The organism is Micromonospora sp. DSM 43699 (assembly GCF_055517075.1).
Map to the genome: position 1 here is coordinate 60,333 of NZ_JBTMMT010000011.1, position 23,983 is coordinate 84,315.

18 protein-coding genes are annotated in these 23,983 nt (G+C 72.5%); 11 read left to right on the forward strand and 7 right to left on the reverse strand.

Going from position 1 to position 23,983, the window contains the following annotated elements; all coding sequences use genetic code 11:
• Positions 1–164 precede the first annotated feature (164 nt).
• Genes gmd through AC0AIB_RS08435 form a run of 3 tightly spaced genes read left to right on the forward strand, consistent with a single transcriptional unit; the run spans position 165 to position 3,498 of the window.
• Positions 165–1,178: a GDP-mannose 4,6-dehydratase gene (gene gmd, locus AC0AIB_RS08425; RefSeq protein WP_465096372.1), complete on the forward strand. Its 1,014-nt coding sequence runs from the start codon at positions 165–167 to the stop codon at positions 1,176–1,178.
• Positions 1,175–2,377, forward strand: coding sequence for a glycosyltransferase (locus AC0AIB_RS08430; protein ID WP_328348656.1), 1,203 nt, complete (start codon positions 1,175–1,177; stop codon positions 2,375–2,377). Before gmd ends, AC0AIB_RS08430 begins: the two co-directional genes overlap by 4 nt.
• A 2-nt stretch (positions 2,378–2,379) precedes the next feature.
• Positions 2,380–3,498 (forward strand): DegT/DnrJ/EryC1/StrS family aminotransferase, encoded by a 1,119-nt coding sequence (locus AC0AIB_RS08435; RefSeq protein ID WP_328348853.1) that lies wholly within the window; start codon positions 2,380–2,382, stop codon positions 3,496–3,498.
• A gap of 73 nt (positions 3,499–3,571) precedes the next feature.
• On the opposite strand, the gene AC0AIB_RS08440 is transcribed toward AC0AIB_RS08435, so the two are convergent.
• The 5 genes from AC0AIB_RS08440 to glgC all read right to left on the reverse strand — a co-directional run bounded on the left by AC0AIB_RS08440 (position 3,572) and on the right by glgC (position 10,500).
• The gene (locus AC0AIB_RS08440; RefSeq protein ID WP_328348657.1) at positions 3,572–4,846 is read right to left on the reverse strand and encodes an MATE family efflux transporter; all 1,275 of its coding nucleotides are present in this window, start codon (positions 4,844–4,846) and stop codon (positions 3,572–3,574) included.
• The gene (locus tag AC0AIB_RS08445; RefSeq protein ID WP_465096356.1) at positions 4,843–6,063 is read right to left on the reverse strand and encodes a hypothetical protein; all 1,221 of its coding nucleotides are present in this window, start codon (positions 6,061–6,063) and stop codon (positions 4,843–4,845) included. The genes AC0AIB_RS08440 and AC0AIB_RS08445 overlap by 4 nt, the downstream gene beginning before the upstream one ends.
• 23 nt (positions 6,064–6,086) lie before the next feature.
• A complete protein-coding gene (locus AC0AIB_RS08450; protein WP_465096357.1) occupies positions 6,087–7,364 on the reverse strand; it encodes a hypothetical protein in 1,278 nt (425 codons plus the stop codon).
• Between the two features lie 151 nt (positions 7,365–7,515).
• The gene (gene pgm / locus AC0AIB_RS08455; protein WP_465096358.1) at positions 7,516–9,153 is read right to left on the reverse strand and encodes a phosphoglucomutase (alpha-D-glucose-1,6-bisphosphate-dependent); all 1,638 of its coding nucleotides are present in this window, start codon (positions 9,151–9,153) and stop codon (positions 7,516–7,518) included.
• A 114-nt stretch (positions 9,154–9,267) separates the two neighbouring features.
• Entirely contained in the window at positions 9,268–10,500 is a 1,233-nt protein-coding gene (glgC, locus tag AC0AIB_RS08460) for a glucose-1-phosphate adenylyltransferase (RefSeq protein WP_328348661.1), read from the reverse strand.
• Positions 10,501–10,595: 95 nt separating this feature from the next.
• On the opposite strand from glgC, the gene glgA reads away from it, so the two are divergent.
• The 4 genes from glgA to glgB all read left to right on the forward strand — a co-directional run bounded on the left by glgA (position 10,596) and on the right by glgB (position 16,895).
• The gene (glgA, locus tag AC0AIB_RS08465; RefSeq protein WP_328348662.1) at positions 10,596–11,798 is read left to right on the forward strand and encodes a glycogen synthase; all 1,203 of its coding nucleotides are present in this window, start codon (positions 10,596–10,598) and stop codon (positions 11,796–11,798) included.
• A 390-nt stretch (positions 11,799–12,188) separates the two neighbouring features.
• Positions 12,189–12,584, forward strand: a complete 396-nt coding sequence (locus AC0AIB_RS08470; RefSeq protein ID WP_328348663.1) for a hypothetical protein — start codon at positions 12,189–12,191, stop codon at positions 12,582–12,584.
• A 4-nt stretch (positions 12,585–12,588) separates the two neighbouring features.
• Entirely contained in the window at positions 12,589–14,805 is a 2,217-nt protein-coding gene (locus AC0AIB_RS08475; protein ID WP_328348664.1) for an alpha-1,4-glucan--maltose-1-phosphate maltosyltransferase, read from the forward strand.
• Positions 14,793–16,895, forward strand: a complete 2,103-nt coding sequence (gene glgB / locus AC0AIB_RS08480) for a 1,4-alpha-glucan branching protein GlgB (RefSeq protein ID WP_328348665.1) — start codon at positions 14,793–14,795, stop codon at positions 16,893–16,895. Before AC0AIB_RS08475 ends, glgB begins: the two co-directional genes overlap by 13 nt.
• A 30-nt stretch (positions 16,896–16,925) precedes the next feature.
• On the opposite strand, the gene AC0AIB_RS08485 is transcribed toward glgB, so the two are convergent.
• Positions 16,926–17,969 (reverse strand): App1 family protein, encoded by a 1,044-nt coding sequence (locus AC0AIB_RS08485; protein ID WP_328348666.1) that lies wholly within the window; start codon positions 17,967–17,969, stop codon positions 16,926–16,928.
• A 272-nt stretch (positions 17,970–18,241) separates the two neighbouring features.
• Here AC0AIB_RS08485 and AC0AIB_RS08490 point away from each other — a divergent pair, with 272 nt between their 5' ends.
• From AC0AIB_RS08490 to AC0AIB_RS08505, 4 genes are all read left to right on the forward strand, one after another.
• Positions 18,242–19,867, forward strand: coding sequence for a hypothetical protein (locus tag AC0AIB_RS08490; protein ID WP_328348667.1), 1,626 nt, complete (start codon positions 18,242–18,244; stop codon positions 19,865–19,867).
• A 22-nt stretch (positions 19,868–19,889) separates the two neighbouring features.
• Positions 19,890–20,681 (forward strand): peroxide stress protein YaaA, encoded by a 792-nt coding sequence (gene yaaA, locus AC0AIB_RS08495; RefSeq protein WP_465096359.1) that lies wholly within the window; start codon positions 19,890–19,892, stop codon positions 20,679–20,681.
• 96 nt (positions 20,682–20,777) lie between these two features.
• Positions 20,778–21,446, forward strand: coding sequence for a hypothetical protein (locus AC0AIB_RS08500; protein ID WP_328348669.1), 669 nt, complete (start codon positions 20,778–20,780; stop codon positions 21,444–21,446).
• A gap of 204 nt (positions 21,447–21,650) precedes the next feature.
• Entirely contained in the window at positions 21,651–22,553 is a 903-nt protein-coding gene (locus AC0AIB_RS08505; RefSeq protein WP_328348854.1) for a TAXI family TRAP transporter solute-binding subunit, read from the forward strand.
• A gap of 2 nt (positions 22,554–22,555) precedes the next feature.
• Here AC0AIB_RS08505 and AC0AIB_RS08510 read toward each other — a convergent pair whose 3' ends face one another.
• Positions 22,556–23,983, reverse strand: a complete 1,428-nt coding sequence (locus AC0AIB_RS08510; protein ID WP_328348670.1) for a sensor histidine kinase — start codon at positions 23,981–23,983, stop codon at positions 22,556–22,558.

Genomic DNA, 23,983 nt, shown 5'->3' on the forward strand with positions numbered 1-23,983 from the left:
AGAGGTGGAACTGAGTGGGCCAACGAGCGAACGGCCATTCAGTGACTGCGCCTCGCAATTTAATCCAATTCGCCGCCACGGCCCGAATAATGGCGGCCGGCCGCCCGAATCAAGGTATAAGGATGTCGCGGAAAAAGTCCCTGGCGCAGCACGAGAGGATCTCCATGTCGCGAGTGGCACTCATATCCGGCACCACCGGCCAGGACGGCAGCTACCTGGCAGAGTTCCTGCTCGACAAGGGATACACGGTGCACGGAATAAAGCGAAGGTCGTCCTCGTTCAACACCGAACGGATCGACGGAGTCGACGTCCATCCCCGCAGTGGCGACGCACGCCTTTTCCTCCATTACAGCGACCTGTCCGACCCGGCCTCGCTGACCTCGCTGATCCGGGATATCCGGCCCGACGAGATCTACAATCTCGGCGCGCAGAGCCACGTGCGGGTCTCCTTCGACATCCCGGGTTACACCGCGGACGTCACCGGGCTGGGCGCCCTGCGGATGCTCGAGGCGGCGCGGGCGGCCGACCTCGACTGCCGCTTCTACCAGGCGTCCTCCTCGGAGATGTTCGGCTCCACCCCGCCCCCGCAGCGCGAGCAGACCCCGTTCCACCCCCGCAGCCCCTACGCGTGCGCCAAGGTCTACGCCTTCTGGTCGGCGGTCAACTACCGCGAGTCGTGGGACATGTTCTGCGTCAACGGCATCCTGTTCAACCACGAGAGCCCCCGGCGGGGCGAGAACTTCGTCACTCGCAAGATCACCCGCGCGGTGGCCAGGATCGAGGCCGGCATCCAGGACAAGCTCTACCTGGGCAACCTCGACGCCATCCGGGACTGGGGTTACGCCCCGGAGTACGTCGAGGCGATGTGGCTGGCCCTGCAGCAGGACACCCCGCAGGACTACGTGGTGGCCACCGGCGAGGGGCACACCGTACGCGAGTTCGTCCAGGCCGCCTTCGACCGGGTCGGGCTGGACTGGCAACGGTACGTGGAGATCGACCCCGCCTACTTCCGGCCCGCCGAGGTCGACGCGCTCATCGGCGACTACTCCAAGGCCCGGCGGCACCTGGGCTGGGCACCGAAGACCCTGTTCGGCGACCTGGTACGGGTGATGGTGGACGCCGACCGACAACTCCTGGAAGACGAGCGGATGGGACGCCTCGTGCGGGTGGACCGATGAGGATCACCGTCGACGCCACCCCGATCCGCCCCGGCCACGCCGCCGGGGTCGAGGCCTTCACCTACGGCCTGCTGACCGGCATGGCCGCCGACACCTCCCACGACCTGCGGGTGAACATCCTGCGGGGCACCCTCGACCAGTGGCGTGACCAGGTGCCCACCGATCAGGTCGGTTGGACCGAGGTCGCCCAGCCACTGCGCTCGGACACTCCTCCCGGGCAACTGTTGCGCCGCTGGACACCGACCCGGGTCCGCGACTCCCTCGCCGTCCGCAGGGCGGTCAACGCGGTCCGGCAGCGCTCGGTCCCCCGGCAGCGGGGATCGGACGTCACGCTGTACCCGTTCCACAGCGCCCCGATCGGGCCCGGCCCGTCGGTCGTCGTCGTGCACGACCTGCGCCACCTGCACGCCGCCTTCCACGCCCCCGGCTTCGCCGCCGTGGTCCGGGAGAACGTGGCCCGCGCGTCCGCCCTCGTGGTCACCTGGCCCCACCCGTACCGGGAGACCCTGCGGTTGTTTCCCGAGGCGGCGGAGCGGACCGCGCTCATCCCGACCCCGACGTTCCAGCCCGCGCCCGCCCGCGCCGCCGCGCGACCGGAACCGGGCCTGCTGGTCTACCCGTCCTCCACCGCGGCCCACAAGAACCATGCGACGCTGCTGGAGGCGATGGCGTTGCTCCCGCAGTGCCGGCTGGTCTGTCCCGGCCCGCTGGTCGAGCCCGAGGCCAGTCGCCTGCTCGCCCGCGCCGCGCTGCCCGACCTGCGGGGCCGGGTGTCCTTCCCCGGGTTCGTCACCCTCGACGAGTTGAACGCCCTCTACGCCCGCGCCGACGCCGTGGTGATCCCGTCGCTCTGGGAGGCGGCGAGCGGTGCGATGCTGGAGGCGTTCAGCTGGGGGCTGCCCGTCGCCTGTGCCGACGCCGAGCCGCTGCTGGCACAGCTGGAGTTCACCGGCGCCGAGGCGACGGTCTTCCGGGCCACGGAGCCGGCGTCCCTGGCCGGGGCGGTCCAGCGGCTGCTGGCCGACCGGGCGCACTACGCCACCGCCGCCCGGCAGGCCAACGGCCGGTTGGTCACCCGCACCTGGGCGGCGACCGGTGCCGACTACCTCGACGTGCTGCGCTGGGCGGCGCAGGGACGACCGGGGCCGATGCCCCGATCCACGTTCGCCGCCGAACTCACCAGGGAGGAAGCACCGTGAGCATGGCGGACGACCGCTATCCGGTGGCCCGGCCGAGCCTCTCCGACCTGGAGGAACGGTACGTGGTCGACGCCCTCAGAAGCGGCTGGGTCTCCTCCCGGGGCCCCTACCTCGACGACTTCGAGAGCCGCTTCGCCCGGCGGTGTGCCGCCGACACGGCGGTGGCCACCGCCAACGGCACGGTCGCCCTGCACCTGGTCCTCGCCGCCGCCGGCATCGGTCCGGGCGACGAGGTCATCGTCCCCGCGCTCACCTACGTGGCGACCGCCAACGCCGTCGCGTACTGCGGGGCGCGCGCCGTCTGTGTGGACGTGCTGCCGCAGAGCTGGTGCGTCGATCCCGCCGCGGTCCGGGCCGCGATCGGGCCACGCACCCGGGCGGTCATCGCCGTCGACCTGTACGGCCACCCCGCCGACTATCCCGCCCTGCGCGCGCTGTGCCACCGGCACGGCCTGCTCCTGGTGGCCGACGCGGCGGAGTCCTTCGGGGCCACTGTCGACGGGCACCCGACCGGTTCGCTGGCCGACGCCACCACCTTCTCGTTCTTCGGCAACAAGGTGATCACCGCAGGTGAGGGCGGCTGTGTCACCACGTCCGACGAGGCGCTGGCCGACCGGATGCGGCTGTTGCGCAACCAGGGCATGGACCCGCAGCGGCGGTACTACTTCCCGGTGCTGGGCTACAACTACCGGATGACCAACCTGGCCGCCGCGCTGCTCTGCGCCCAGCTGGACCGGGCCGACGAGATCATCGCCCGGCGGGACGCGGTGATCGCCGGCTACGAGGCGCAGCTGGCCGACGAGCTGGCGCTGTCGGCGCAGCCGGTGGTCGCCGGTGTCCACCGGGCACCGTGGATGGCCGCATTCCTGGTCGGGCCCGAAGGGGACGCCACCTCCCGGGACACGGTGGCGCGGGTGCTCGACCGGCTCGGCGTGGAGACCCGGCCCTTCTTCGTGCCGATCCCCGACCTGCCGGCGCACCGTGATCCGGGCGCGCACTGCCCGGTGACCGTCGACCTGAGCAGGCGCGGCATCAACCTGCCCACCTATCCGGAGCTGACCGACGCGGGGGTCAAGACGGTGGTGGAGCGCGTCCGCGCCGCCCTGTCGACCGTCGCCTGACCCGTCGGCCCGCCCCCTGCGGCCCGCCCGTCGGCCCGCGCCCGGCTCACCCACCGGGCGGTCCCGCCCCGGCTCACCGGCCGGGCGGGACCGGGTCGAGCCGGCGGTGTGCCGGCGCGCGGTGCGCCGCACGGTGCCGCAGCAGCAGCAGGTAGCTGCTGGCCCAGGCGACCGCGCTGACCAGAGCGAGGACCGCGAGCGCACCGGCCGCACCGGTGGCCCCGAACAGCACCGCCGCGCCGACGACCACGGGCACCCGCAATCCGCCCAGCAGGATGCCGAGCAGAATCGCCCGCCGGTTCGCCTGCTCCACCCGCAGCCCGGCGAAGCCGACGGCAGCCGGCACCGCGAACAGGCTCTCCAGCGACAGCAGCACCAGCAGGCTGCGGGCCAGGTCCCAGTTGCCGCCGAGCAGCGTCCTGCCGACCGCGTCGGGCAGGAGGGCGACCGCAGCCGTCATCGGCAGGATGCCGGCAGCCACGAGCAGCGAGACCCGAACGGCCGCCCTGGACCGCACCTCCCGGGACTCGGTGCGGCTGCGGGCCAGGTACGGCAGGGTCAGCGTGGCGGCGGTGGAAAGCACCAGGTTCACCGGCCCCAGCAGCGTCCTTCCGGCGCTCAACGCACCGACCACCGAGGTGCCCGCGAAGGCGGCCACCGCGCTCAGCGACAACTGCGCCGATCCGGTGGTCAGCAGGAACTGCGTGCCGAACCCCACCGCGACGCGGCTCTCCGCCCTACCGATGCGCCAGCCGGGTCGCACCACGTAGCCGCGGCGGACCCCGACGACCACGCCGATCAGCCCACCAGCGAAGGCCCAGATGCCGACCACGTACGGCGCGTCGAGCAGCCGGAGCAGGCCGCACAGCGCGGCGCAGCCGGTCACCGCCGCCCAGGCGGTCTCCTGGAACAGCGCCCCCGACGGGGTGCCGACGCCGACGGCGATCGCCTTCGCGTAGTCGTAGAGCACCAGACCCGGCAGGGCGAGGCCCACGCACACCAGATAGGGCGAGCCGTACGCCGCGCCCGCGGCCCCGAGCACTGTGCCGCAGACCGTGCCGAGCAGGGTGACCCTCCTGGCGGCGGAGGTGACGCCCGTCCCCGCCGCCAGGACGGCGTCGGTCACCATGCTGCGGACCAGCCCGGAGCCGAGAACGTAGAACGAGAAGGCCAGGGCGAACTCGCCCACCCCGCCGATCGACTCCAGCCGGGTGACGGTGATCGCCACCAGCAGGTTGCCGCCGCTGGACAACCCTCCGACGAGCAGGGCGAGCACGGCCCGACCACCGCTGCGGGGGACGACCGGGGCGTCGCCACGACCGACGCGGGAGCGGGCCCGAACGGTCACCGGGCGGCACCCACCAGCAGTGGCACCCGGTCGTCCCGCCCGACGGGGGCGCGACGGGTCAGCCACAGCAGGAGGAAGACCGGTACCGCCGACATCAGGTGTTGCAGGAAGCCGATGGTGGAGTCGGGATAGGTCCCGGACCAGAGCAGCACATCGGAGAAGACCAGGCAGAACAACGTCAAGCGGGCCGGGCCCGGTCGACCCCGCCAGCGCAGCAGCAGCGCCACGAACCCGGCCCAGAAGGCGTGCACGGCCACCACCCCGACGGGACCGTCGAACAACCAGATGTTGCCCAGCAACAGGAAGTTGAAGGCCGACGTCGGCCCGCCGCCGAGGAACTGGTTGATCCGTTGCCCGGTGGACAGCGCCGGCCGGTCCGGATCAAGCACCCGGGGCACCAGCCCGTACCGGATATAGTCCACGACACCGGGCTGGCCGATCTCGACCGGCACCTCGAAGCCCGCCACCGCCGTGAGTTGACTGTCCAGACGGATCCGGTCGGCGGCGGTGACCTGGGTGTCCACCACGACTCCGTGCTCCTCCCGGATGGTGTTGCGCTGGGCGAACATGGCGGGCCAGGCGAGCAGGAGGACCACCGCCCAGAGCAGGAGATGACGCAGCCGGAAGACGCCGCAGACCGCCCCGGCGGCAGCCACGAAGAACACCAGCGCGACCAGTGGCGCGGAACGGGCGGTCAGCGCTGCGACGTACGCCTCCACGCCGACGAGAGCGGTCAGCCAGCAGTACAGCTTCGGCTGCGAGAGCCGACCGCTGAGTCGGCTGCCCACCAGCAGGGCGAAGCCCAGCGTGCCCCAGCCGGAGAAGAGCGCACACACCATCCCCAGAGGTGTGTCGGACAGGTCGCCGGTCACCTGGGCGACGACGGTCCCCCGACCGAGGTGGGCCCCGACGATGTTCGCCGCGATGCCGGTCAGGGTCACCAGCCGGGCCACCGGATAGATCTGGGGGTACCGGGCGGTCGCCTGTCGCATGCCCTGCCGCCACTGCGGATCGGGACGCCCGAAGGCCAGGCCGGCCGTCTCCACACAGACGCTGCCCAGCAACGCCAGGCCCACCAGGAACACGAGGAAACCGGTACGCGGGTTGTGGTGGAGCACCGCCATCGGAACGATGAACACCGCGTACGGGGCGAGCACGAGGAAGCTGACGGGATAACACCGCAGCAGCCCGCCGACGAACTCCCGCTGACGTTCCACCCGGGCACTTCGCCCCGGTCGGGTCATGCGCGCGTCCGGCCGGGGAAGCTCCGGGCCAACCACAGCAGAGAGAAGACCGCCATCGCCGACACCACGTGTTGCACGAACCCGATCATCGAGTCGGGATAGGTGCCGGACCACAGCAACGCGTCGGAGAACACCAGACAGACCAGACTCAACCGGGCCGGGCCGGGCCGTCCCCGCCAGCGCATCAACAGCGCCACGAACCCGGCCCAGAAGGCGTGCACGGCCACCACCCCGTCGGGACCGTCGAAGAACCACATGTTGCCCAGCAACAGGAAGTTGGAGGCCGACGTCCGGCTACCGCCGAGGTACTGGTTGATCTGTTGTCCGGTCGTCAGAGCCGGCCGGTCGGGGTCCAGGATCCGTGGCACCAGACCGTATCTGAGGTAGTCGACGCCCTCGGGCTGACCGAGGTCGACGGGAACCTCCGTCTCCGAGACGACAGTCAGTTGCCGGTCCAGGCGCATCCGGTCCGTCGCGGTGACCGCGTCGTCCACCGCGACGCCCTGGTCCTCCCGCAGCCCGTTGCGGTAGTCGAACATGGCCGGCCACAGCAGCACCAGCATCAGCGTGCCGACCATCAGGTACCGCAACCGGAACACGCCGCAGACCACCCCGGCGGTGACCGCGAAGAAGACGAAGGCGATCAGTGGCGCCGTGAGGGCGGTCAGCACGGTGACGACGGCCTTGCTGACGACGAGCGCGCCCAGCCAGACGCACAGCTTCGCCTTGGACAGGTAACCGCCGAGGTGGCTGGCGACCAGCAGCGCGAACCCGAGCGCCGCCCAACCGGAGAACAACTTGGTCACCGCCACCATGGGCGTGTCGGCCGTCTCCCCGGAGATCTGCGCGACGAGGTTCCCCTCCCCGAGGTGCGCCCCCAGCAGTTCGGCCCCGATGCTGATCAGCACGACCAGGCGGGCCACCGGATAGATCCCGGGGTGCCGGGCGGTCGCCTGGCGCATGCCGCGCCGCCACTGCGGATCGGGCCGCCCGAGGAGCAGGCAGAACGTCTCCACGGTGACGGTGCCCAGCAACGCCAGGCCCACCAGGAACACGATGAAGCCGGTGCGCGGATTGTCGTTGACCACCGCCATCGGCAGGATCAGCAGCGCGTACGGGGCGAGCACCAGGAAGCTCACGGGATAGCAACGCAGCAGCCGGCCGACCAGTTCCCGCTGACGTCCCGACGACGCTGCACGGGCCGGACGGGCTGCCCGGGGGTCGACGACACCGATCTCGGAGCCAGGGTCGGAGACCGCCCTGGACCAGGTCATCGTCCGCCCCCCTCACCCGTTTTCGGTCGCCTCATGCGCAACGATCGAGTCGAGATCACGAAACGCTCCGGAGCGGAAACTCCGGGTACCGGGGGCAGCACGGCGTGCGCCCCGCCCGGTGGCCGGACGGGGCGCAGGGCAGCCTCCGGGACTACGCCAGCACGGCGTCGACCAGGGCCTTCGCCTCCTGTTGAAGCTGGGCCAGGTGCTCCGGCCCCTGGAACGACTCGGCGTAGATCTTGTAGACGTCCTCGGTGCCCGACGGCCGGGCGGCGAACCACCCCGACTCGGTGGTCACCTTCAGCCCACCGATGGACGCCCCGTTGCCCGGGGCGCTGGTCAGCGTGGCGGTGATCGGCTCACCGGCCAGCTCGGTGGCGGTGACCTGCTCCGGGGAGAGCCGGCCGAGCACCGCCTTCTGCTCCCGGCTCGCCGGGGCGTCGATCCGGGCGTACGCGGGTGCGCCGAAGCGTTCGGTCAGCGCGGCGTAGTGCTCGCTCGGGGTCCGGCCGGTGCTGGCGATGATCTCGGCGGCGAGCAGGCAGAGCAGGATGCCGTCCTTGTCGGTGGTCCAGGTGCTGCCGTCGCGGCGCAGGAACGACGCCCCGGCGCTCTCCTCGCCGCCGAAGCCGACAGTGCCGTCGAGCAGCCCGGGGACGAACCACTTGAAGCCGACAGGCACCTCCAGCAGCGGCCGGCCCAGGTCGGCCGCGATCCGGTCGATCATCGAGGAGGAGACCAGGGTCTTACCGACGGCCGCCGCCGGGTTCCACCGCGACCGGGTACGGAACAGGTGGCCGATCGCCACCGCCAGGTAGTGGTTGGGGTTCATCAGGCCACCGTCGGGGGTGACGATGCCGTGCCGGTCGGCGTCGGCGTCGTTGCCGGTGGAGACCTGGAACCGGTCCCGGGCGGCGATCAGCGACGCCATCGCGTTCGGCGACGAGCAGTCCATCCGGATCTTGCCGTCCCCGTCCAGGGTCATGAACCGCCAGGTCGGGTCGACCAGTGGGTTGATCACGGTGAGGTCGAGGCGGTGCCGCTCGGCGATCTCACCCCAGTAGGCGACGCTGGCCCCGCCGAGCGGGTCGGCGCCGATCCGCACCCCGGCGTCGCGGATCGCGTCGATGTCGAGCACCGACGGCAGGTCGTCGACGTAGCCGGCGAGGAAGTCGTAGGTGCCTGTGGTGTCGGCGGCCCGCGCCCGCGCGTACGGGATGCGTCTGACCTCCTTGAGCCCGGCGGCCAGGATCGCGTTCGCCCGGTCCTGGATCCACTTCGTGACGTCGGTGTCGGCGGGCCCGCCGTTGGTCGGGTTGTACTTGAAGCCGCCGTCGTCCGGCGGGTTGTGCGACGAGGTGATCACGATGCCGTCGGCGAGCCCGTCGGTGCGCCCCCGGTTGTGGGTGAGCACGGCGTGCGACAGCGCCGGGGTGGGGGTGTAGCCGTCCCGGCTGTCCCGCAGCACGGTGACGTCGTTGGCGGCGAGCACCTCCAACGCGCTGACCTCGGCGGGGGCGGAGAGCGCGTGGCTGTCCCGGGCCAGGAAGAGCGGGCCGGTCAGGCCCTGTTCCCGGCGGTAGTCGCAGAGCGCCTGGGTGACCGCGAGGATGTGATCCTCGTTGAAGGCGTTGCGCAGGCTGGACCCCCGGTGGCCGGAGGTGCCGAACGAGACCTGCTGCGCCGGGTCGTCCGGGTCCGGGTGCTCGGCGTAGTAGGCGGTCACCAGCCGGGGCACGTCGACCAGGTCGGCGGGACCGGCGGGCTGTCCGGCACGGGGGTGGGCCACTGCGGAAACCTCCTCGATGGTACGGATGGAGCGCTGTCTTCCCCGGCGACGGCCGGGCCACACCCGGCTCAGGGGCCGGGCCACACCCGGCTCAGGGGCCGGGCCGCACCCGGCTCAGGGCTCGATGCGCTGGCCCTTGCCGATGACGACGATGCCGTTGTCGGAGACGGTGTAACGCTGCCGGTCCTTTTCCAGGTCGACGCCGATCTCGACGCCCTCGGGCACGAAGACGTTCTTGTCGAGGATGGCGTTGCGGACCACCGCGTGCCGGCCGATCTCGACGCCCTCCATCAGCACCGCGCCGTCGACCTGCGCCCAGGAGTGCACCTTGACCTTGGGCGAGACGACCGAGTTCTCCACCAGCGAGCCGGAGATCACCGCGCCGGGCGAGATCATCGACCCGACCGCCCGGCCGACCCGCTCGCCCCACTGGTGGACGAACTTCGCCGGCGGGTACGGCGGCTGGTCGGTGTAGATGGGCCAGTCGAAGTTGTAGAGGTTGAACACCGGGTGCACGTTGATCAGATCCATGTGCGCGTCGTAGAACGAGTCGAGCGTCCCCACGTCCCGCCAGTACCCCCGGTCCCGGTCGGTGCTGCCGGGCACCTCGTTGTCCTGGAAGTCGTAGACGTTGGCCTCGCCCCGCTCGACGAGCATCGGGATGATGCTGCCGCCCATGTCGTGCTTGCTGGTCTTGTCGGCCGCGTCGCGCTCGACGGCCTCGCAGAGCGCCCGCGTGGAGAAGACGTAGTTGCCCATCGAGGCGTAGATCTGGTCGGGGGCGTCGGGCAGGCCCACCGCGTCGGTCGGCTTCTCCCGGAAGGCCCGGATCCGCTTGCCGTCCTCGCCGACCTCGATCACGCCGAACTGGTCGGCCATCGACAGCGGCTGCCGGATGCCGGCGACGGTGACCGCCGCGCCGGAGGCGATGTGGTCGTCGACCATCTGCCGGGGGTCCATCCGGTAGATGTGGTCGGCGCCGAAGACGATCACGTGCTCCGGCTGCTCGTCGTTGATCAGGTTGAAGCTCTGGTAGATCGCGTCGGCGGAGCCGGCGAACCACCAGGGGCCCCGTCGCTGCTGGGCCGGCACCGGCGTGACGTAGTTGCCGAGCAGCGTCGACATCCGCCACGTCTTGGTGATGTGCCGGTCCAGGGAGTGGGACTTGTACTGGGTCAGCACGACGATCTTGAGAAAGCCGGCGTTCGCCAGATTGGACAGGACGAAATCGACCATGCGGTACATCCCGCCGAACGGGACGGCCGGCTTGGCCCGGTCCGCGGTGAGCGGCATGAGGCGCTTGCCCTCTCCGCCGGCCAGGACGATCGCGAGCACCTTGGCAGCCATGACCAGACGCTATCCATACCGCTGCGACTTCACCACTCGTACGGGCACAGTTCCGTGCCGGGTGCGCGGCCGGTTTCTGCACTAGGGTGCCGGGCATGACCGACTCCGCCCCGCTGCGCGTGGACCTGCTGACCCGGGAGTACCCGCCGGAGGTGTACGGCGGCGCCGGGGTGCACGTCGAGTACCTGGCCCGGGAGCTGCGCCGGCTCGCCGAGGTCCGGGTGCACTGCTTCGGCGCGGCGCGCACCGAGCCGGGCGTCACCGCGTACCCCGAGCCGGCCGGCCTGACCGGCGCGAACGCCGCGCTGCGCACCATGGGCGTCGACCTGGCGATGACCGCCGGGTGCGCCGGCACCGACGTGGTGCACAGCCACACCTGGTACGCCAACCTGGCCGGGCACACCGCCAAGCTGCTGTACGGGGTGCCGCACGTGGTGACCGCGCACAGCCTGGAACCGCTGCGCCCGTGGAAGGCCGAACAGCTCGGCGGCGGCTACGCGCTCTCCTCCTGGTGCGAGCGGACGGCCATGGAGTCCGCCGACGCGATCGTCGCGGTCAGTGCGGGGATGCGGCGGGACGTGCTGACCGCCTACCCGGCGGTGAACCCGGACCGGGTCCGGGTGGTCTACAACGGTATCGACACCGCCCAGTACGCCCCGGACCACGGCACCGACGTGCTGGACCGGCTCGGCATCGACCCCGCCCGCCCCAGCGTGGTGTACGTGGGGCGGATCACCAGGCAGAAGGGCCTGCCCTACCTGCTGCGCGCGGCCCGGGAGCTGCCCGCCGACACCCAGTTGGTGCTGCTCGCCGGCGCCCCGGACACCCCGGAGATCGCCGCCGAGGTGGAGGGGCTGGTCACCGAGCTGCGGGCCAACCGGTCCGGGGTGGTCTGGGTGGCCGAGATGCTGCCCAAGCCCGAGGTGATCCAGGTGCTCACCCACGCCACCATCTTCGTCTGCCCCTCGGTCTACGAGCCGATGGGCATCGTCAACCTGGAGGCGATGGCCTGCGAGACGGCGGTGGTGGCGACCGCCACCGGCGGCATTCCCGAGGTCGTCGCCGACGGCGAGACCGGGCTGCTGGTGCCGATCGAGCAGGCCGGCGACGGCAGCGGCAACCCGCTCGACCCGGACCGGTTCGTCGCCGACCTGGGCAAGACGATCAACGAGCTGCTGGCCGACCCGAAGCGCACCGGGATGTTCGGTCTCGCCGGCCGACGACGGGCCGTGGAGCACTTCTCCTGGGACGCCATCGCCGTCCAGACCCTGGAGCTGTACCGCTCGCTACTGGCATAGGGCCCCGTCCTCCTCGACCATGTCGGCTGCTCTCGGCTGACGCGGAGGGTGGCGGCGAGGCGGGCCAGGGCGGGCGGGTCGGCGGCCAGCCAGGCCACCTCCGGCCGGTCGACCTTGAGCAGCACCAGCGCGACCGGGCCGTACCCCCGGTGCCTCGACGTGGCAACGGGCCAGCGCGGCCAGCACCGGCTCGACGTCGGTGACGGGTTCCGGTCGCGCCGACTCCCCGGCGACCCACCGGCAGCGCGAGCAGTACCGGTCGAGCGCCTGGCCGGTGCGTCACCCCGACGGGGGTACCACTCCCCAGAGAGTCGTATGCCTGTCAGGCATAAATATGCCTGACAGGCATACCGATCTACGACGAAAGTGCTGCCGAGCGAAGCCAGGTCCATGACCATCCCGATGGGCTATCGGAAGATAGCCGCCGACCTGCACGCCCGCATCCAGCAGGGCGAGTACCCACCGGAGAGCCGGTTGGCCTGCCGTCGAGAGGAAACGGAGGGAGGGCTGATGAGCGACCTCCATGACTGGGACGACATCCGCGCCGATCTACACGACGGCGACGACGGCGACGACGACGCGCTGGACGTGACGCCCGGATCATCTTCGACTACGGCAGCGACCTCCGTCAGATTGCCTGACCTCGGCCCATCGCGTCGTCGGTGGATAGCCCTCGACCGCGTCGGCGACCTGGACGGCGATCACCGTCAGAGGCGGAAACCCGGCCTTCCAGCGGGTGGCGGACCGGCCGGGCCGAGCGCGAGGGGATCTCGCACAGTAGGTTGAGCGGGTGAGCGGACGGTTCCCGATCGAAGACGTCTCCCCCATCGTCGCCTGCGGTCGCTACCCGGCCAAGGCGGTGGTCGACGAGGTAGTACCGGTGTCGGCACGCGCCTACCGGGAAGGGCACGACGCGCTCGGCTGCAACGTGGTCTGGCACGGCCCGGACGGCGCGACCCGCCCGTTCACCCGGATGCTCCCCGGTGAACCGGGGCAGGACCAGTGGCACGCCACCATCCGCCCGGACGCGGTCGGCGAGTGGACCTTCACCGTCGAGGCGTTCCAGGACCCGTACCTGACCTGGCACAACGCGGTGACCAAGAAGGTCGCCGCCGGGCAGGGGGCGGCCGAACTGGCCAACGACCTGGCCGAGGGCGTCCGGGTGTTGACCGCCGCCCTGGCACTCGTACCGGCAGGTGAGGCCGGGCGGGTCGAGGCGGCGGTGGCCGCACTGGGCGACAAGGAGGCCGACCTGGCCCGGCGGGTAACCCCGGCGCTCGACCTGGCCGACCTGCTCTGGGCATACCCGGTGCGGGAACTGGTCACCGCCGGCACGCCGCACCTGCTCTGGGTGGACCGCCCCCGGGCCCTCTTCTCCGCCTGGTACGAGTTCTTCCCCCGCTCCGAGGGCGCGGTCCCGGCCACCGTCGACGCGCCGGCCCGCTCGGGCACCTTCGTCACCGCGCTGGACCGGCTGCCCGGGGTCGCGGCGATGGGCTTCGACGTGCTCTACCTGCCGCCGATCCACCCGATCGGCCGGGTCAACCGCAAGGGCCGCAACAACGCGCTGACCGCCGGGCCGGACGACGTCGGCTCGCCGTGGGCGATCGGCGCGGCCGAGGGCGGCCACGACGCCATCCACCCCGACCTGGGTACGCCGGCCGACTTCCGCGAGTTCGTCGCCGCCGCCGCCGAGCAGGGCCTGGAGGTGGCGATGGACCTGGCGTTGCAGTGCGCCCCCGACCACCCGTGGGTGACCGAGCACCCGGAGTGGTTCACCACCCGCGCCGACGGCAGCATCGCGTACGCGGAGAACCCGCCCAAGAAATACCAGGACATCTACCCGGTCAACTTCGACAACGACCCCGACGGCATCCGGGCCGAGGTGCTGCGGGTGGTGCGGCACTGGGTCGGCGAGGGCATCCGGATCTTCCGGGTGGACAATCCGCACACCAAGCCGTTCGACTTCTGGCACCGGCTGATCGCCGAGGTCAAGCGGACCGACCCGGACGTGCTCTTCCTGGCCGAGGCGTTCACCCGGCCGGCGATCATGCACGGGCTCGGCAAGATCGGCTTCACCCAGTCGTACACCTATTTCACCTGGCGTACGACGGCGGCCGAGATGCGGGAGTACTGCGAGGAGCTGGTCGCCTCGGTCGACTGGATGCGGCCGAACTTCTGGCCCAACACGCCCGACATCCTGCACGAGTCCCTGCAACACGGGGGGCCACCGATGTTCAAGATCCGGGCGGTGCTGGCCGCGCTGCTCAGCCCGTCCTGGGGCATCTACGCCGGTTTCGAGCTGTTCGAGCACGTCGCCCGCCCCGGCGCCGAGGAATACCTCGACAACGAGAAGTACGAGCTGCGCCCCCGGGACTGGGCCGGCGCGCAGGCGCACGGCCGCTCGCTCGCCCCGTTCGTCGCCACCCTCAACCGGGTACGCCGGGAGCACCCGGCCCTGCACCGGCTGCGCAACCTGGTCTTCCACGACATCGACAACCCGGCGTTGCTCTGCTGGTCCAAGCGCGACCCGGACACCGGCGACACGGTCATCGTGGTCTGCTCGTTCGACTCGCACACCGTGCAGTGGGGCAACACCACCCTGGACATGCCGGCGCTCGGCTTCGACTGGCACGAGCGGTTCACCGTGCACGACGAGCTGACCGGGGCCGGCTACGAGTGGGGCCAGCGCAACGCGGTCCGGCTCGACCCGTACCTGCAACCCGCGCACGTGCTGACGATCCGCCGCCCGCCGACACCGCCCACCGCGATGCCGGCCGGTACGGAACCGGCCGCGCTGACCGTCGAGGACGTGCCCGGCGAGCTCTCCGGCGGCACCGCGCCGACCGCGCCCGCCCCTGAGGTCGCCCGGTCGCCCGACCCCACCACGACCCGCACCGCCGGGACCGGCCGCAAATTCAAGAACGGCCGGACCAGGACCGGCCGGACCCCGCACGGCAGTACTCCGACCGACCCCGCCTCGAAGGACGCCAGATGGACCAGCTGATCGCCGGCGCGACGCACGACCCGCACGCCCTGCTCGGCGCGCACCCCGCCGACGGGTGGACCACGATCCGCACCATGCGGCGGGGCGCCGGTGACGTGGTGCTGCTGGTGGGCGACGACCGGCACCCGATGAAGCGGGTGCACGACGTCGGCGTCTTCGAGGCCCGCGTCGAGGGCAGCGTGCTCGACTACCGGGTCGAGGTCGACGGCTGGCTCACCGACGACCCGTACCGTCACCCGCCGACCCTCGGCGAGCTGGACCTGCACCTGATCGGCGAGGGCCGGCACGAGCGGCTCTGGGAGGCGCTCGGCGCGCGGGTGCGCGACGACGGCGTCGCCTTCTCGGTGTGGGCACCCAACGCCCGTGGGGTGCGGGTGATCGGCGACTTCGTCGGCTGGGGGCCGGACGACGGTTGGCCGATGCGCTGCCTCGGGTCCAGCGGCGTCTGGGAGATCTTCGTGCCCGGCGCACCGGAGGGGGCGCGTTACAAGTACCGCGTCCTCGGTGCCGACGGGCAGTGGCGGGACAAGGCCGACCCGCTTGCCAACTACGCGGAGGTGCCGCCCGCCACCGCCTCGGTGGTGCACCGGTCCCGCTACGAGTGGACCGACGCGCGATGGCTGGAGCGCCGGGCCCGCCGGCAGCCGCACCAGGAACCGATGAGCGTGTACGAGGTGCACCTCGGCTCGTGGCGGCCCGGCCTCGGCTACCGGGAGCTGGCCGAGCAGCTCACCGCGTACGTCACCGAGATGGGCTTCACGCACGTGGAGTTCCTGCCGGTGATGGAGCACCCGTTCGGCGGTTCCTGGGGCTACCAGGTCACCGGCTACTTCGCGCCCACCTCCCGGTTCGGTGACCCGGACGACTTCCGGCACCTGGTGGACCGGCTGCACGCCGCCGGCATCGGGGTGCTGCTGGACTGGGTGCCCGCGCACTTCCCCAAGGACGAGTGGGCGTTGGCCCGCTTCGACGGCACCCCGCTCTACGAGCACCCCGACCCGCGTCGCGGCGAGCACCCCGACTGGGGCACGTACGTCTTCGACTTCGGCCGCCGGGAGGTGCGCAACTTCCTGGTCGCCAACGCGCTCTACTGGTGCGACGAGTTCCACATCGACGGCCTGCGGGTGGACGCGGTCGCCTCGATGCTCTACCTGGACTACTCCCGCCCCGAGGGGCAGTGGCTGCCCAACCAGCACGGCGGCCGGGAGAACCTGGAGGCGATCGCCTTCATGCAGGAGGTCAACGCCACCGTCTACAAGCACCACGCCGGGGTGGTGATGATCGCCGAGGAGTCCACCGCCTGGCCCGGGGTGACCCGGCCCACCGCCGACGGCGGGCTCGGCTTCGGCTTCAAGTGGAACATGGGCTGGATGCACGACACCCTGCTCTACACCGCGAAGGACCCGATCTACCGGCAGCACCACCACCATCAGCTCACCTTCTCCCTGGCGTACGCCTGGAGCGAGAACTACGTGCTGCCGATCAGCCACGACGAGGTGGTGCACGGCAAGGGCTCACTGGCCGGCAAGATGCCCGGCGACACCTGGCAACGGCTGGCAAACGTACGGGCGCTGCTGGCGTACATGTGGGCGCATCCGGGCAAGCAACTGCTCTTCATGGGCTGCGAGCTGGGCGACGACCGGGAGTGGAGCGAGGAACGCGGGCTGGACTGGTATCTCCTGCACGATCCGGCGCGGGCCGGGGTGCAGCGGCTGGTCGCCGACCTCAACGCCGCCTACCGGGACACCCCGGCGCTGTGGGCGCAGGACACCGACCCGGCCGGGTTCCGCTGGATCGCCGGGGACGACGTCGCCAACAACGCGGCCTCCTTCGTCCGGATCGCCCCGGACGGCGCGACCCTGGTCTGCGTGGCGAACTTCTCCGCGAGCCCGCTGGAGGACTACCGGGTCGGCCTACCGGCCGGCGGCAGCTGGACCGAGGTGATCAACACCGACGCCCAGCACTACGGCGGCTCCGGGGTGGGCAACCTCGGCGCGGTGCACGCCCAGGACGTCCCCTGGCACGGCCTGCCCGCCTCGGTGGCGCTGCGGGTCCCCCCGCTCGGCGTACTCTGGCTCCGCCGCGACTGAACCACCCGCACGGGACGCCGGTCGGGCAGCTCAGACCAGGCCGGCGTCGCGGAGCAGCTTCCACAGCCCCGCGCCGTCGGGGGCGGAGAGCCACTTCTGCCCCACCGGCCCCGCCGACGACGGCCTGTCGTTCGGCACGGGCAGGCTGCCGGCGAGCACCGACTGGGTCGGCGAGAGCCGGCGGATCGCCACCCCGGCGACGTTCTCCGGGTGGGCGGCGGCGAACTCCCGGTAGATCTCCTGGTCGTGCTGCCCGTCGTCGCCGATCAGCAGCCAGCGCACGTCGGGGAACTCGGTGGCCAACCGGGCCAGGGTGGCCCGCTTGTGCTCCCGGCCGCTGCGGAACCAGCGGTCGGCCGTCGGCCCCCAGTCGGTGAGCAGCAGCGGGCCGGCCGGGTAGAGGTGCCGGGACAGGAACCGGGTAAGCGTCGGCGCGACGTTCCACGCGCCGGTGGACAGGTAGAACACCGGGCTGCCCGGGTGGGCGGTGACCAGGCGTTCATAGAGCACCGCCATGCCGGGCACCGCCGTGCGGGCGTGCTCGTCGAGGACGAAGGTGTTCCACGCGGCCAGCATGGGCCGGGGCAGCGCGGTCACCATGACCGTGTCGTCGATGTCGGAAAGGATGCCGAGGCGCACCTTCGGGTCGATGACCCGGACCAGTGCCTCGACCGGTTCGGCGTCGGCCACCCGCAGCCGCACCGAGGCCCAGCCGGGGGTGAAGTCGGCCTTGACCACCGTGTCGACGAAGCCGCTGCGGTCGGCGCGGGCGGTGTGCACGCCGTCGCCCGCCTCGATGGTGACCTCGACGTGCTTGGCGGGCAGGGTGGCGAAGCTACGCCAGCCGCGTACCTTCTCCAGCCGGCCCTGCCGACGGTCGGGGCGGCTGAGCAGCACCCGGCACAGCACCCGCGCCCAGCCGGGGGCGCCGTAGCCGGCGTACGCGACGATGTTGGGTTGCCATCCGGTGCGTCGCAGCCGGCGCTCCACCAACTGGTGCAGGGCGTCCTCGATCCGCGCCGCCCGGTGCAGGGTGGGCACGGCCAACTGGCTCGTGGTGGAGGAGGAGGGCACGGTGCAACCCTGCCACAGGAGCCCGGCAGCGGCCAGGCGAGCGACCAGCAGCACAGCGAACGAGCGCCCAGGTCGGCGGGCGGGTTCGGCGGCCGACCGTGCACCGGCGGGCCGGCGCGGCGGATGCCGGACAGGCCAACACGGCAGGTGCCCGACGGGCCGACACTGCAGGCAGGCCGGAGTGCCGGCCAGTCGCCGTTTTGCCCGTTTCGGCCCGGGAGTGCCGGTCGGCGTGCCAGACTCCGGCCGGGACGACGACGGAGGCGTTGGTCGTGTCGACACCTGTACCGCCCGACCGCGCGCGGTTCGACCGTCCGGCGCTGGTCGCGCTGCTGCTCGGGCTGGCCGGGGTGGGTTACCGGTTGGTCCTGACCCTGCTGACGGTGCCCGCCGCGAACAGCGACGAGGCGACCTTCGGGCTGGCCGCGATGCACATCGCCGACGGCCGGGAACACCCGGTCTTCCTGTACGGGCAGCACTACATGGGCATGATCGAGTCGTACCTGGCGGCCCCGCTGGTGGCGCTGGCCGGGGCGGACTGGCCGGTGCTGCGACTGCCACTCGTCGCGTTGTACGCGGTCTTCCTCTGGTTGTCCTACCGGCTGACCCGACGGCTCTACCGGCCGTGGTTCGCCACCTTCACCGTGGGGCTGCTGGCACTCGGCACCGAACGGGTGGTCCGCGACCAGCTCACCGTGGTCGGTGGGCGGGCCGAGGGGAAGCCGATGGTGCTGGCGATCCTGCTGATCGCGGTGGGCCTGGCCGGGCCACGGGTCCGGTGGCGGCGCACCTGGTGGCGGCGGGCGGCGGCGGTGGGGTTGGCCGGGTTGCTCGCCGGGGCGGCGCTCTGGTCGGACTGGCTGCTCGCGCCCTACCTGGCGGTCGCCGGCCTGCTGCTGATCTACGCCGTCCGCCGGGAATTGTCGGGCTGGCCGGGGCTGTTGCTGGTGGCCGGCTTCGGGCTCGGCGTGGCCCCGCTGGTCTGGGACAACCTGACCGCGCCGCCGGGCGCGGACTCGCTGTCGGTGCTGCGTCAGCTCAGCGCCGGCACCGGCCCGCCGCCACCGTGGGCGGACCGGCTGCGGGGCGGGCTGCTGGAAGGGGTGCCGCTGGCCAGCGGCCTCTGCCCGCCCACCGGCTGCGCCCGCTGGCAGGAGTGGTTCGGCGTGCTCTACCCGGTGCTGGTGGCCACCGCCGCCGTGCTCGCGCTGGTCGGCTACCGCCGGGCCGCGCGCCGCCCGACGGCCGTGCGGGTCCGGCCGGTCACCCAGCTCACCCTGCTCGCCGGTGCCGCCCTGACCCTGCTGGCGTACGTCCGCAGCCCGCTCGCCGCGACCGAACCGCTTGCCAACGCCCGCTACCTGTCGGTGTTGCAGATCTCCCTGCCTGCGGTGCTCTGGCCGCTCTGGCTGGCGGCGGCGGCCTGCTGGCGGGGCACCGTGGGGATGGCCGGCCGGCTGGTCGGGGCGGGTGCCACGGCGGTGCTGGCCGGGTTGACCACCGCCGCAGTGGTGGCGACCGGCCTGTTCCTGGTGGCCCTGGACGGCCCCATGGCCGACCAGCGGCGGGCCCGGCAACTTGCCGACGCGGTACGCCGTACCGGCCTGCGGGAGGTCTACGGCGACTACTGGACCTGCAACCGGTTGACCTTCGACACCGGTGAACGGGTGGTCTGCGCGGTGCTCGACGGGCAGCTCGGCCCGGGGTACAACCGCTACCGGCCGTACTGGCGTCGGGTGGAGCGGGCGGCGCGGCCCGGGTACGTGCTGCCGGTCGACTCCCCGGCCGAGCGTCGGCTGCGTGACCTGCTCGGTGACCGGGCCGACACCGCCCGGCTGGTCGAGGTGTCAGGCTATCGGGTGTACCACCCGACGAGTGCCGTGCGGCCGGGGCGCTGACCTCGGCCCGTACGCTCTCCGGGTGCTCATCCTGCTGCCGCCCTCCGAGGGAAAGGCCGACGCCGGCACCGGTCGTCGGCTCGACCTGTCCCGGCTCTCCCTGCCCGAGCTGACCCCGGCCCGGGAGGAGGTGTTGACCGCGCTGATGTCCCTCGACGGGTCCGACGGTACCGAGGACGCCGCGCTGGCCGCTCTCGGGTTGACCGTCGGTCAGCGTGGCGAACTGGCCCGTAACGCCCGGCTGGACCGGGCCGCCACCGCACCGGCCGGGCAGGTCTACACCGGGGTGCTCTACGAGGCGCTCGGTCTGGCCACCCTGCCTCCGGGAGCGCTGCGGGCAGCCCGCCGCTCGGTGCTGGTCAGCTCGGGCCTGTGGGGCGCGGTACGACTCACCGACCGGATCCCGCCGTACCGGTGCCCGATCGGGGCGCGGTTGCCGGGGGTGGGGGCGCTGTCGGCGTACTGGCGAAGGGTGTTGTCGCCGGTGCTGACGGCGGCGGCCGGCGGCGGCCCGGTGCTGGACCTGCGCTCCGCCGCCTACGCGGCGACCTGGACGCCGCCGGCGGAGCTGGCCGCACGGACCGTCACCGTGCGGGTGCTGCACGAACGCCGGCCGGGGGAACGCACGGTGGTGAGCCACTTCAACAAGGCGACCAAGGGACGGCTGGTCCGCGACCTGCTGGTCGCCGGCGCCCGGCCGCGCAGCGCCACCGCCCTGGTCGGCGCGCTGCGTGACCTGAAGTACCAGGTCGACCAGCAGCCGGTGACGGCGGGCCGCCCCCGGCTGGTCGAGGTGGTGGTGACCGAACTGTAGGAACGCAAGATTTCCTCAATTCCGGTGCGGATGGCTGGAGACGCAGGGACCGGCAGGTGACGGTAAGGGGACCCGAAACCGAGAAGGAACGGTCAGATGACCCCCGAACCCCGCCTGCTCGACCGGCCGCGCCTCCCGTCGACCCCGCCACCGCTGGACTGGATGACCCTGGCCGACGCGTTCGAGGTGGCCTGCCTGGTGCGCTGCACGCCGGCCCCGGCGGTCACCAGGCCGGGACCGACACCGCCATCCGAGCGGGGGGTGGTGGAGTTCAACCGGGAGGACGCCGCGCTGCGGTTGCGGCAGTTGCTGGTCCGGCTGGACGTGCCGGTCGCGCACGAGGTGGTCACCGGTGGCCTGCGCCGCCGGTACGAGCTGCACCGGTTGCACGTGCCGGCGGACCGACTCACCGGGTACGCGACGTTGCGGGAGGCGGGTTGGCGGCAGGGACGGCGGGAGCTGCTCGGACCGGCCGTCGGTTCCTCCACCCCCCGGGCCGCCTGGCGGGCCCGGCTCGCCGCGGCGGCCTGGCGCTCGGCGCTGATGGCCGGCGGGCGGCACGTCCGCCGGCACATCCTCGGCATCCGGCTGGCCGATCGGGAGCTGGCCGCCGTGCTGGTCCGGTCGGCGTCCCTGTTGGAGGTGTCGGCACTGCTGCGACCGGGGGCCGGCTGTCTGGTGGTGAGCGTCGCGGACGGCCCGGACCGGCTACGGATCATGGAACGGGCCGCGTTGGCCCCGGTCCGCCTGCCCACCGGCGCCTGACCGCCGTGCCGCCGACGCCGCCGGCCGGATCCTGCCGGCTCACCCGGACCGGGGCTGTCCGCGCCGCGAGCTGACCCGGAACCCGGGCCCCGGACCGGCCGGCTGAGGTTGCGCCGAGAGCGGTGACAGCGCAGAGTGCACCGCGTGAGCCCTAGCTGGACCGGACGCTGCCGGCGGCCTGCCTCCGCCGGCGGGGTGCTGCTGATGCTGCTGGTCGTCGCGCTCGGCGGGCTCGCCGCCTGTCAGGACTCCCCCGACGAGCCGGTCCGGATCCGGATCGCCACCGGTAGCCCGACCGCCGTCTACCATGCCTTCGGCCAGTCCCTGTCCACCGTCCTCAACCGCGAGCTGCCCGGGGTACGGGCCAGCGTGGTGGTCACCGCCGCCTCCGCCGAGAACGTCCGGCTGGTCGGCTCGGGCGCCGCCGAACTGGGCTTCACCCAGGCCGACGTGCTCGACACCACCCCGACCAGCCCGCCGAAGGTACTCGCGGTGGCCCGGGTCTACGACGACCTGCTGCACCTGGTCACCACCGCCGGCGGTCCGATCCGCGACCTCGCCGACCTGCGCGGGCGGCGGGTCTCGGTGGGCGCCCCCGGCTCCGGCACCGAGATCACCGCGACCCGCCTGCTGGAGGTGGCCCGACTCGGCGGCGACCGGATCCGCCAGGAACACCTGGGCCTGGACGACTCGGTGACGGCACTGCGGGCCGGCCGGATCGATGCCTTCTTCTTCTCCGGCGGCCTGCCGGTACGCGGGGTGGCGGCGCTGTCCGACGCCATCTCGATCCGGTTGGTGGACCTGGGCGAGTGGACCGAACCGCTGCGCCGTAGCTACCGCGAGGTGTACGTCTCCCGGGACATCCCCCGCTCGGTGTACGGGGTGGATCCGGTCACCACTGTCGCCAACCCCAACTATCTGATCGTCCGGGCGGATCTGCCGGAGCCGTTGGTCCGGGAGGTCACCCGGCTGCTGATGGAGCGTCGGGCAGAGTTGGCCGCCGCACATCCGGCAGCCGGCCGGATGAGTCCCCGCTCGGCGATCGCCACCACCCCGCTGCCGCTGCACCCGGGCGCGGCCGACTGGTACCGGTCCGCCAAACCCTGACCTCAGCCGGCGGGCAGGGCCGCGTCGACGGACCGGGCACCGGATCCGGGGTCGGTGTCGGTGTCGGGCGGGGCAGGGAACCACAGCTCGGCGACCAGGCCGCGCGGTTCGCCGGGATGCATGGTGAGCCGACCGTCGGAGGCGTCCACCAGCACCGCCACGATGGTGAGGCCGAGGCCGGCACCCTCGATGTTCTGCGTGTCGGGGGCCCGCCAGAACCGTTCGGTGGCCTGGTCGAGCTGGCCAGGCGTCATCCCCGGGCCGGTGTCGCGCACCTCCAGGGCGGTGCCCCCGTCGGCGTTCCGGACCGCCACGGTCACCTCCCCGCCGTCACCGCTGAACTTGATCGCGTTGTCGATCAGCGCGTCCAACGCCTGGTCGACGGCGGTGGGCACGGTCCGCGCGTACGCCGGGCCGGACGCCGCCAGGCGCAGGGTGACCGAGCGGTGCCGGGCCAGCGGCTCCCACGCGGCGACCCGGGACGCGGCCACCGCCGCCGCGTCCACGGTGACCCGCTCGTTCTGCTCGCGCTCCGCGCGGGCCAGGGTGAGCAGCCCGTCGAGGACCAGCGCCAACCGGTCGGTCTCCTCCAGGGCCAGCCGGTGCTCGGCCCGTCCGTCCGGGTCGACCACGCTCGGTCCCAACTCCTCCACCCGCAGCCGCAGCGCGGTCAGCGGGTTGCGCAACTGGTGGCTGGCGTGCGCGACGAAGGCCCGTTGCCGGTCCATCACGTCGGAGACCACCGCCGCCATGTGGTTGAAGCTGGCCGCCAGCCGGCGCAGCTCGGGCGGACCCCACCGGTCCTGCACCCGGGCACCCCGGTCCCCCTCGGCGATCTCATGGGTCACCGCGTCCAGTTCGGTCACCGGGCGCAACACCCAGCCGGCCAGCCCGAACGCGGTGGAGACGCAGGCCAGCACGGCGAGCAGTCCGATCCCGGCGAGCAGCAGCCACCAGGCGGTGACAGTGCGGCGGACCTTCTCCACCGGGGTGGCGGTGACCACCGCACCGAGCACCTCACCGCCGTCGTTGATGGGCACCGCCACCACCAGCGGGCCGTCCACCCAGGGCCACACCGAGTCCGACCCGTTGAACTGCTGCCCGGCCAACGCGCTGTCCAGCGCCGCCCGGGTGTCCCGGCCGGTGCTCCAGCTGGCCGACACCACAAGCGTCCGGCCGTCCCGGTCGACCACCGCCGCACCGATGCCGTACAGCTGGTCGTAGCTGACCAGCTCGCCGGTCAGCGGCCCGGCACCACCCCCGCGCAACGCCGGCCCGGCCAGCGAGGCGAACCGGGTCGCGTCGGCGAGCCGGTCGGCGCGCACCCGGTCGGTCTCCCGGGACGCCAGGGTGGCCGCGAGCGGGGTCTCCAACGCCAGGAGCACCAACACCATCAGCAGCAGGTAGCTGATCACCAGTCGACGACGCAC